This is a genomic window from uncultured Pseudophaeobacter sp. (assembly GCA_905479575.1).
Classification (GTDB): Bacteria; Pseudomonadota; Alphaproteobacteria; order Rhodobacterales; family Rhodobacteraceae; genus Pseudophaeobacter.
This window is the reverse complement of record CAJQNB010000071.1, coordinates 20,298-29,184: the sequence shown is the minus strand read 5'-3', so window position 1 is coordinate 29,184 and position 8,887 is coordinate 20,298. Positions and strand designations below refer to the sequence as shown.

Below are 8,887 nucleotides of genomic sequence, written 5' to 3'. Positions count from 1 at the left end.
GAAAGTACGCCTGTTCCCGGCATCCGGGAAATCGCGTCAAGCAAGGCATTGCGCGCTGTCGGATGTGTAACGAACAAAACCGGAGCTGATGGCGTTTCGTGGCCATATTGGCGCATCCGGTCGATCGAAACCCCGGCTTCGCCAAGAACAGTCGCGATCTTGGCCAGTGCGCCGGGTTTGTCGAGAAGCTCCATCCGCAAATAGTAGGGCGCGGCCACTGCGGATTGCGCCGGTACGGCAACGGACAGCGAGTCAGCCGGTTGGCCAAACGTCGAAATCTCGATACCGCGCGCGATGTCGATGACATCCGACATCACAGCCGACGCGGTTGGTCCTTCGCCAGCCCCAGCGCCGCGCAGAACGACTTGCCCGACAGCATCGCCTTCGAGCACCACCATGTTGGTGGCGTTCTCAAGCTGGCCAAGTGGGCTCGAAGCCGGGACGAGACAGGGCATCATACGCTGCTCCAGCCCGCGTCCGGAGTTCTGGGCAACTCCGAGCAATTTGATGCGATAGCCCATGTCCGCGGCGTGATGTATGTCTTCGATTGTCACCCGCTGGATGCCTTCCAATTCGATGGCGTCGAATTGCACCTGAGTGCCGAATGCTATCGAGGCGAGAAGTGCGAGCTTGTGGCCAGCATCAATACCACCGACATCGAGAGTTGGATCGGCTTCAAGGTATCCTAACGCATCTGCCTCGGCGAAGACCTCGTCATAACTGAGGCCGGAGCTTTCCATTCGGGTTAGTATGTAATTACAGGTGCCGTTCATCACCCCCATGATCCGAGTGACCTGATTGCCGGCCAGGCCTTCGGTCAGGGATTTGATCACAGGGATGCCGCCGGCCACGGCTGCTTCAAAGCGGATCACCTGTCCTGCAGCTTCGGCCTGTTCCGCCAGGGCCTGACCGTGGATGGCCAGCAGCGCCTTATTGGCGGTGACCACATCCTTACCCGAAGCCAATGCCGCCTCAGTTGCGTCCTTGGCAGCACCGTCATGGCCGCCCATCAGTTCGACAAAAACGTCCACGTCGTCGCGTTTGGCCAAGGCCACCGGGTCAGTCTCCCAAGCATAGCCTGTGAGGGCGACGCCGCGGTCTTTGCTGGCATCGCGGGCGGATACCGCAGTGATCACCACCGGGCGCCCTGTGCGCATCTCCAGCATTTCTGCCTGGCGGCGGATGATTTTTACCACGCCGACGCCTACCGTGCCCAAACCTGCAATCCCAAGACGAAGCGGTTTTGTCATAGCCGGAGATCCTTTTTGTTCCATCTGTGTTGTCCCGCCTTAGCGGGTTCAGAGAAAGGGTGCAACGGCGGTGGTATAGGGGGAGGGACATTCCCGAGTGAAAGAGCCGTGAATGCTGCTCTTTTGCCTGTGAGAGCTGGCTGTCAAAGGGGTATACGGGGCAACCAAATGTGGCGCGCTACTCTGATTAACAGCAACGTCCGTCACAGCAGGCCTGCGCAATACAAGGGGGGCGGCAGCGGGTGATCAGTTTGTGGCGCGGCGCAGCGCATCGGCCCGGCGTTGCAGAGTGTTGCTGCGCGCATTCAGGTTTTGCTCCAGTTGCGTGCTTTGCTGTTCGGGGGCAGGCTGCAGGGGCACCAGATCCTCGATCGGCAACAGCGGCGGGTAGTCGGCATTGCGCAGCTCTGGCGTCAGTTGATTCCTGAGCTCGGGGTCATTGCTGCACCCGGCAAGAGCCGCAACGGCAAAGCTGGCGCAGAGTAGGGTCAGAGGCAGGGAGCGGGTCATATGGTTTTCCTTTGGCCTGCCCCTTGATGCACAATCATCGGGCGCGGTACAAGGCAGTGCAGCCCTGTGGGTGCAGAATTTCGATCTGCCTCATTTTGCACCGGTTGCAGACCGGGTGGAGGATTGGACGCATGTATCTTACGGCAGGGTCTTTTTTCTGAACGAATGTTCAGTTACCGTGACCACATGGCACGCACACAAGGTTCACATTCTGATATTACCGGCCCACGCATTCGCAGCGCGGCGCTGCGGCTGTTTGCGCAGCATGGTTATGCGGCGGTTTCGATGCGCCAGATTGCCAAGGAGGTCGGCGTTCAGGCCGGCGCCCTGTATAATTACATCCCGGACAAGCAGAGCCTGCTGCACTCCTTGATGCAGGGCCACATGCGTGAGCTGTTGGCGGCTTGGCAAGCCCAGGAAAAACCGCAGGACGCGCTGGCGCTGCTGGAGCAGTTTGTGCGCTTTCACATCGGCTTTCATATGCAGCGATCTGATGAGGTTTTTATCGCCTATATGGAGTTGCGCAACCTGAGCGATGAGAATTTTGCAACCATCGAAGCTCTGCGGCGGGCCTATGAGGACGCGCTGGAGGCGGTGTTGAAGCAGGGCGTCGAGGCGGGGCAGTTCACCCTACCGGATACCAAGATCGCCACGCTGGCGGTGATTGCCATGCTGAACGGTGTGATGACCTGGTATCGCAGCGGCGGGCGCCTGTCGCTCGACGAGGTGGAAAGTGTCTATTGGGATATGGTGCGCAAATCCGTCACCGCCTGAGATCCGGCTGGGGTCTGACCAAAAGGAGCGCTACCGCGCACGGCTATTCTGCAAGTGGCAGGGTGACGCCAAAGGGTGATCTCAGTTCTTGGGGATCGGGGCGTGCAGGCGCTGAGATGGCTTTGACGGGCGGGTCCGCCCCTCAAAGCCGATCGCAAGTATGCTAAGGTTTGCGCGTCAAGGACAAGCCGCCTTTCAGGCGGGGCCTGCGGCCTCCTTGACCCGCGCTGGTTCAGTGGGCCAGATCAGTGGGCCGGTGCGATGAATGTGCCGTTGCGCAGATCCTTGAAGGCCTGCTGCAGCTCTGCCTTTGTATTCATCACAATGGGGCCGTGCCAGGCCACCGGTTCCTGAATCGGCGCGCCGGAAATGAGCAAAAACCGCAGACCTTCGGGGCCGGCCTGCACGGTGATCTCATCCCCGGTGCCAAAGCGCACCAGCGTACGGTTGCCGGAAAGGTCGCGGATATTGACCTCTTGGCCTGCCACCTCTTTTTCCAGCAGTACACCTTGTGGGGCGGAGGCATCGACAAAGGCGCCGGCGCCTTCAAAAATATAGGCAAAAGCGCGTCTGTAGGTGTCGATCTTGATCCGCTTGGTGACCCCGGCGGGGATCGAGATGTCCAGATACTGTGGATCCGCAGCGATCCCATCCACCGGGCCGCGTTTGCCCCAGAACTCTCCGGTGATCACCCGGACATGGGTGCCGTCATCATCGGTGATCTCGGGGATTTCGCGGGCGGCGACGTCCTGATAGCGTGGCGCGCACATCTTTTGATCCGCTGGCAGATTGCCCCAGAGCTGGAACCCGTGCATCTGCCCAGAGGCATTGCCGCGGGGCATTTCCTGATGCAGGATGCCGGATCCGGCGGTCATCCACTGCACATCGCCGGCGCCGAGGCTGCCAGTGTTGCCAAGGGAATCGCTGTGTTCGACCTCGCCGGAGAGCACATAGGTGATGGTCTCGATGCCGCGGTGCGGGTGCCAGGGAAAGCCCTGCAGGTAGTCGGCGGGGATTTCATTGCGGAAATCGTCGAACAGCAGAAACGGGTCCAGCTCGCTGGGATCCTGAAATCCAAAGGCGCGGTGCAGTTTGACACCGGCGCCTTCCAGAGTTGGGCGGGCCTGGCGGGTTTCCAGAATGGATCTGGCAGAGGAGGGGCTAAGCGACATGGGAGACGTCCTGTGAGTGGCGGTGTGTTCTAATAGTTAGGGCGCATTCAAAGAGTGCAAAATCCCCAAGAGATCACCGCTTCTGTGCGCAGGTGCACAGAGCACTTTTCCCAGGTGCCCGTCTTTAGGTTTCCGTCTTTAGGTGCCCATCTTCAGGTGTCTGTGTTGCTGTCCTGTGCCCACCAGGTGCCGGGCTTGACGCGGGTGCCGTGATCCTTGGCCAGTCGCAGGGCAAGTTTGCGAAACCGGGACAGCGCCAGGCGCAGCCAGACACGGTTTTGCGCCTTGGTGTAGTCGCGGTTAAATGGGCAGACCCGCATGCAGATTGCGCAGTCCGTGGCCAGTTTGGCCCAGAAAGAGAAGCATTTCTCCGCGTCAGAGGTCCATTTGCGCACGCCTTTGATGGCAGAGATATTGCTGCCGCCCTCTTGTGGCGCGCCAAAGGGCAGGGCTTTGACCGGGCAGGCATCGGCGCATTTGGTGCAGATATCGCAAAAGGCGCGCACGCCCCGGGGTTTGGGGGCATCATGGGTGAGGGGCAGGTTGGTAAAGATCTTTGAGAACCGCAGGCGGGGGCCAAATTCCGGCGTGATCACCATCTGATTGCGGGCATATTCGCCCAGTCCGGCCTTCACCGCATAGGGGATCACCAGCCCGGTGTCATTCATCGAGGCCACCGCCTCGTAGCCGAGGTTGCGGATATAGGCGGCCAGCTGCATCACCACAGAGGTCTCGTGGCTGTATTCCCGTCCCGTCGCAGCACCGGCCAGCGCAGAGGGGTAGGTGGCTACCAGATCCGCCTCCATCTCGTGGCCCAGAACAATGACGCTGTTCAGCCCCTGGGGCAGAGGATGGGGCGCTTCGGAAAAGTCACGGGTATCGACGCGGGCGCTATAAAGCCAACGCTCGTCCAGATCGGTAATACCACAGAGATCGGCGCCAAAGAATTTTGAGATGCGCTTGATCTCGGCGCTCATCTGGCCCGGGTCCTCAATCGCGATAGGGTCTGGCGCCACGGGGGTGTCGTTTTCAATAGCCGCCTGGAAACCTTCGCGGATGCCGTCCTCGCCCCGGCGGTTGGCGATTACATCCGAGACCAGCCAGGCGGCATTACGCAGGGCAAAGTCGCGTTGGGTGAAGCCGTCACCACGGCGCGGGGCCGCTTCCATCCGGTAGGAGGCAAAGAATTTTTCGGTGTGTTTGGATTTGACCCTGGGATCCCAAAAGGCGCGGGTGAAGATATCGTTGCGTTGGCTGAACCGTTCAAACGCGTCTGAAATCTCGATACCGGCTGCGGCATCGCTGTCCTGGCGGGGTGGGGCGTTCTGGGGCCAACGCATGGCAAGACGGTATTGGCTCCTGCGGGGACAGGCAAGGGGCGGTTCCGGGAGGTCGCGCGTTTTGGCGGCTGGTGTTGCCGGGGCTGTTCGTGGTGCCAAAATCAGGCTATGTCCCGGCGCAACGTAGGCTCCGCGCGGGGCTCAGAGGATGGCAGGAGAGCGACAAATGACTGACGAAGTCTTGGTGACAGTGGAGGCCTCGGGGCTGCGGCGTGTCATGGGGGTGGCCATGCTTGCGGTGATTGGCGTGCTGCTGCTGTATGTTGCGGCGTCAAAGCCACCATCGTTGGCCTGGCTGGCGTTTTTGCTGGGGATCGGGCTTGGCGCCTTGTGGTTGTCGGTCCGCATGTGGCAGGCGACCAGCCATAAGATCGAGCTGACAGAGCAGGTCCTGCGCTGCACCGATGGCACTGTGATTGCGCAGGTTTGTGATATTGAGGCCATTGATCGCGGTTTCTTTGCGTTTAAACCGTCCAACGGTTTTTTGATCCGCACCGCGACACCGGGCGCGCGGGTCTGGCTGCCGGGCCTGTGGTGGCGCGCTGGGCGCCGCATTGGCATTGGCGGTGTTACACCGGGGTCGCAAAGCAAGACCATGTCCGAGATCCTGGCTGCGATGATTGCGCAACGCAGCATGGGCTCCTAGTGGCTTAATCCGTGGATCCTGCGCCATCGTCATGGCCGCCACCGCTGCCGAGGTCGCCTTCGAAACGCACCAGCGGCGCAAAACGGGGCCGGGTGAAGACAAAGTTATTGATGTCCAGCTGTGGCAGCCCGACGTTAAATGCAGGGCTCATTTCATTGCGGGTCTCAACCAGAATAACCCGTTCTTCATCCGGCATGGTCGGCAGGTCGCTTTCGACTGCGCCGATGGTTGCATTGGTCCAGGCGACCAAGGATCCGCCGCGAACTTTTGACCAGTCCACGTAGTAGCGGTTGCTGTCTTCGTCCCAGCGCACCACAGAAATGCGCAGGGTTATCGCCGAGTCCGAGCGGATCAGCAGCTGGCTCATTTTGTACATGCTGTCGATGTAGGTGTCGTTCAGCGTTGTGGTCTCGCGAGAGATCAAATCCGAGATGGTATAGGCGGCTTTCAGGTTGACGGTTTCCTGACGGAAGGCGTCAAAGTAGGTGTAGATGGCGACAAACAGCCACAAAAGCAGCGGCATATAGATCGCAAATTCGACCGTTACCGTCCCTTTGGTGTTGCGGGAAAAGCCGCGCAGACATTTGATCAGTGGGGAAAACATGGTTTACTTCGGCTCCTGCACAAAGGCGGACACGGCCACCAGGCTGACCAGCCCTTCGGGGTCGGCAGTGGAGAGACTTTCGCCAAACCCCCAGCCTGAGAACAAGGGCTTAAAACGCATGCAGGCGCGGATCAGCATCAGGTCGTTGGACCTGCCGGTGTTAGAAAAGCCACGCACCGGCAACACTTCTTCTGGTTTGCTGATGCAGTCGACCTGTTCATTGACGTCCACCCAGGCAAAGGGGTCGAGCTGCACCATTTCCAGTCGCAATGAGGTCGAGCAATTGTCGATGAAGCCTGAGAGGTCACAGATTTGATCCCTTACGACATCGTGTTGTGGGGCTGACCCGGTGGTCAGGCGAATGTTGCGCACCGCGATGTCCAAAGCGCGTTCCAACTGGGATTGGCGCAGGACAACCATGCCCAGCTCGACGGTCGAGGTCAGCAGCATAAAGAACAGCGGCATCAGAATTGCAAATTCGACGGTCACGGTGGCCTTTGTGTCGCCGCGAAAGCGCCGGAACAGGCGTTTTGCAGAGGATAAAATCATTGGGTCAACCTCAGCTGGCGGATCGATGTGGCGATCGAGGCAAAGGCGTCTTTGATTTCTAGTCCGTTCACATCAAAGTAATGGGAATCGGTGCTGGCGCAGTCGCGCAGAACCGCGACCCCGTTGCTGGGGGCTTCAAAGCCGATGGTGTAGACAACAATGCCCTTGGCCTTGGCCGCCGCGCAGACGCTGCGTGTGCGATTGTTCTTGGTCCCATTGCCGTAGCTGGAATAGATCCCATAATACCAGGTATTTCGCGCTTGATAGAAATCCATCCAGTCATCAAAGATGTAGCGATACAGGTACTTCAACGAGGTCCGTGCAAACAGTTCATTATAGCTCAGCCCTGAGATGACGTTGCCAGTGTCGTCAAAGACAGTGGCGTCTGGGTGGTTTGCGGCGGTCTGTTCCGAAATCCATCGGCAGTTATTTCCGTAGCGATCGCAGTCTTTAAAGGAGCTGTTACCTGTGCCAATCGGGTGGTCAGACCATTTTGGATAATAGGGAAGGTGCCAGTAATAGCGATCATTATAGGCATCATAGGTGGAGTAGACCTTTAGTGAGGCAGTCCCGGTGTTGTATCTTGTGTCATCGCGTCCTTCGAGAATGGCAAAATGCGCCCCTGAGGGGCCGTCACGATGGTCGTCATTTACATAATATTGCGAGGTGTTCTGCCCATCGGTCATCAAAACAATGATTTTAATGGTATCAGCATCGGTGTAGTCGGCCGGGCGGGCAGAAAAACCGTTCGGGACACTTGGACCAGCGCCCGCAGCCGTCCCGGAGGCCAGCTCAGAAATGGCTGGGCGCGTGGAGGGATCAAGCAGGACGGTCCCCCATTTCATGCCAATATCAATCGAGGTGTTGCCACCGGCGGACAGGTTTTGAATGAAGTTTTTGAGCGTGTTCGCATCCTGCTGAAGCGGCAGGATTTGCCGCGACTGCCGCGGGTCACAAACCGGGTCTTGGATCAGGCGGGGGCTGTTGTAATAGGTCCGCATATCCCGATTGCTGTATCCCCAAGGGGTGAAATGCATCGTGCGCTTCAGGATCATGTCCCATGTGGGGAGCGGCGTTTTAGTCGGCAGAGATGTGGTATTGAACCGATCTCCTTCAAAGTTGATGCAGTACGAATAGTCGTTGTTGCCTTCGGTGTTATACTGCAGCATCAGGTTTTCCGGCATGGAGACCTGCGTCGCATAAGGCACCACCGAGATCGACATCTTTCCCTCAGTGGTGTTGGCCACCATGGTGTCGATAAAATCTTTTGCTGCCGCCTTGAGGTTGGTCAGGCGGCTGTTTGAGTTCATTGAACCGGACACATCCAGAACCAGCGAAATCTCCAATCCGTCGATGCTTTCTTCTGCTTTGGACGTGGCATAGATCGGCAGATCCGTACCGCCAGAGAACCGCATCAGATGGGCCTCGAAGGTGGAGTTGATGGTCGCCTGCACCCGCTTATAGCCTAACCCGGTTTCCACAACTGGTGGCGTGTAATGCTCGCCCAGGCCCGCCTTGTTCAGGTAGTCCTTTACCACAACAGCCGGGGGTTGGGTCTGGTCCAGATCTGCAGCAGCCAGTACCGCACGGTCCAGGGTGTATTGCAGCATTGTCCGGTCGCGCTCCATCCGCATCAGATCCACACCCAGGCCGCCAACCGCCAGCATCGCCAGGAAAAAGGCAACCGTCGGATAGGCCATGACGCCGCTTTCGTCGCGGCGGAATGCTCGCAGCCGGTTAACGCCTTGGTGCAGGACGCTAAGGGGGAGAGCCGTGACGGTCGTGTGGCGCAGTGTCATGAACAACAGCCTCTTCGGCCCCTCACAGAGGGGGCATAGGAGTGAAACGGGTTTTGGTCTCATTCATATTTGATTTGGGAAGATGGCGGAAATGGGGCGGCCGCAAGTCCATTTAGTTTCAATTTTCTTAATACAAAGGCAATTGAGTGCCAAACGGGGTGATTGTTTACGGTTTCTTGCCAAAATGCGGGGTGCGGGACTTTGGTAAAGTCGAATCGGAGTAAGGATCAGTTTTTAGTGAAT

The 8,887-nt window shown here is 58.6% G+C and carries 9 protein-coding genes; 2 read left to right on the top strand and 7 right to left on the bottom strand.

Annotation, left to right across the window (positions count from 1 at the left end; genetic code table 11):
* The coding region (locus QZ268_RS17460; RefSeq protein ID WP_295455088.1) for a homoserine dehydrogenase at window positions 1-1,250 on the bottom strand (1,250 nt) is incomplete at its 3' end.
* Window positions 1,251-1,496: 246 nt separating this feature from the next.
* Entirely contained in the window at window positions 1,497-1,760 is a 264-nt protein-coding gene (locus QZ268_RS17455) for a hypothetical protein (RefSeq protein ID WP_295455086.1), read from the bottom strand.
* A 186-nt stretch (window positions 1,761-1,946) separates the two neighbouring features.
* Here QZ268_RS17455 and QZ268_RS17450 point away from each other — a divergent pair, with 186 nt between their 5' ends.
* On the top strand, window positions 1,947-2,534 hold the full coding sequence (locus QZ268_RS17450) for a TetR/AcrR family transcriptional regulator (RefSeq protein WP_295455084.1): 588 nt from the start codon (window positions 1,947-1,949) through the stop codon (window positions 2,532-2,534).
* Between the two features lie 245 nt (window positions 2,535-2,779).
* Here QZ268_RS17450 and QZ268_RS17445 read toward each other — a convergent pair whose 3' ends face one another.
* Entirely contained in the window at window positions 2,780-3,706 is a 927-nt protein-coding gene (locus QZ268_RS17445; RefSeq protein WP_295455082.1) for a pirin family protein, read from the bottom strand.
* Window positions 3,707-3,858: 152 nt separating this feature from the next.
* On the bottom strand, window positions 3,859-5,046 hold the full coding sequence (locus QZ268_RS17440; protein ID WP_295455080.1) for a reductive dehalogenase domain-containing protein: 1,188 nt from the start codon (window positions 5,044-5,046) through the stop codon (window positions 3,859-3,861).
* Between the two features lie 166 nt (window positions 5,047-5,212).
* Here QZ268_RS17440 and QZ268_RS17435 point away from each other — a divergent pair, with 166 nt between their 5' ends.
* On the top strand, window positions 5,213-5,692 hold the full coding sequence (locus tag QZ268_RS17435; RefSeq protein ID WP_295455079.1) for a hypothetical protein: 480 nt from the start codon (window positions 5,213-5,215) through the stop codon (window positions 5,690-5,692).
* A gap of 4 nt (window positions 5,693-5,696) precedes the next feature.
* On the opposite strand, the gene QZ268_RS17430 is transcribed toward QZ268_RS17435, so the two are convergent.
* From QZ268_RS17430 to QZ268_RS17420, 3 genes are read right to left on the bottom strand one after another with little or no spacing between them, the layout of a single operon-like run.
* The gene (locus tag QZ268_RS17430) at window positions 5,697-6,296 is read right to left on the bottom strand and encodes a pilus assembly protein (protein ID WP_295455077.1); all 600 of its coding nucleotides are present in this window, start codon (window positions 6,294-6,296) and stop codon (window positions 5,697-5,699) included.
* 3 nt (window positions 6,297-6,299) lie between these two features.
* A complete protein-coding gene (locus QZ268_RS17425) occupies window positions 6,300-6,845 on the bottom strand; it encodes a TadE/TadG family type IV pilus assembly protein (RefSeq protein WP_295455076.1) in 546 nt (181 codons plus the stop codon).
* Window positions 6,842-8,644: a TadE/TadG family type IV pilus assembly protein gene (locus QZ268_RS17420; RefSeq protein WP_295455074.1), complete on the bottom strand. Its 1,803-nt coding sequence runs from the start codon at window positions 8,642-8,644 to the stop codon at window positions 6,842-6,844. Before QZ268_RS17420 ends, QZ268_RS17425 begins: the two co-directional genes overlap by 4 nt.
* Window positions 8,645-8,887 lie beyond the last annotated feature (243 nt).

Excerpts from the sequence above, each read along its gene's own strand:
- QZ268_RS17455 (WP_295455086.1), bottom strand. The coding sequence starts at position 1,760 with ATGACCCGCTCCCTGCCTCTGACCCTACTCTGCGCCAGCTTTGCCGTT.
- QZ268_RS17450 (WP_295455084.1), top strand. The coding sequence starts at position 1,947 with ATGGCACGCACACAAGGTTCACATTCTGATATTACCGGCCCACGCATT.
- QZ268_RS17445 (WP_295455082.1), bottom strand. The coding sequence starts at position 3,706 with ATGTCGCTTAGCCCCTCCTCTGCCAGATCCATTCTGGAAACCCGCCAG.
- QZ268_RS17440 (WP_295455080.1), bottom strand. The coding sequence starts at position 5,046 with ATGCGTTGGCCCCAGAACGCCCCACCCCGCCAGGACAGCGATGCCGCA.
- QZ268_RS17435 (WP_295455079.1), top strand. The coding sequence starts at position 5,213 with ATGACTGACGAAGTCTTGGTGACAGTGGAGGCCTCGGGGCTGCGGCGT.
- QZ268_RS17430 (WP_295455077.1), bottom strand. The coding sequence starts at position 6,296 with ATGTTTTCCCCACTGATCAAATGTCTGCGCGGCTTTTCCCGCAACACC.
- QZ268_RS17425 (WP_295455076.1), bottom strand. The coding sequence starts at position 6,845 with ATGATTTTATCCTCTGCAAAACGCCTGTTCCGGCGCTTTCGCGGCGAC.
- QZ268_RS17420 (WP_295455074.1), bottom strand. The coding sequence starts at position 8,644 with ATGACACTGCGCCACACGACCGTCACGGCTCTCCCCCTTAGCGTCCTG.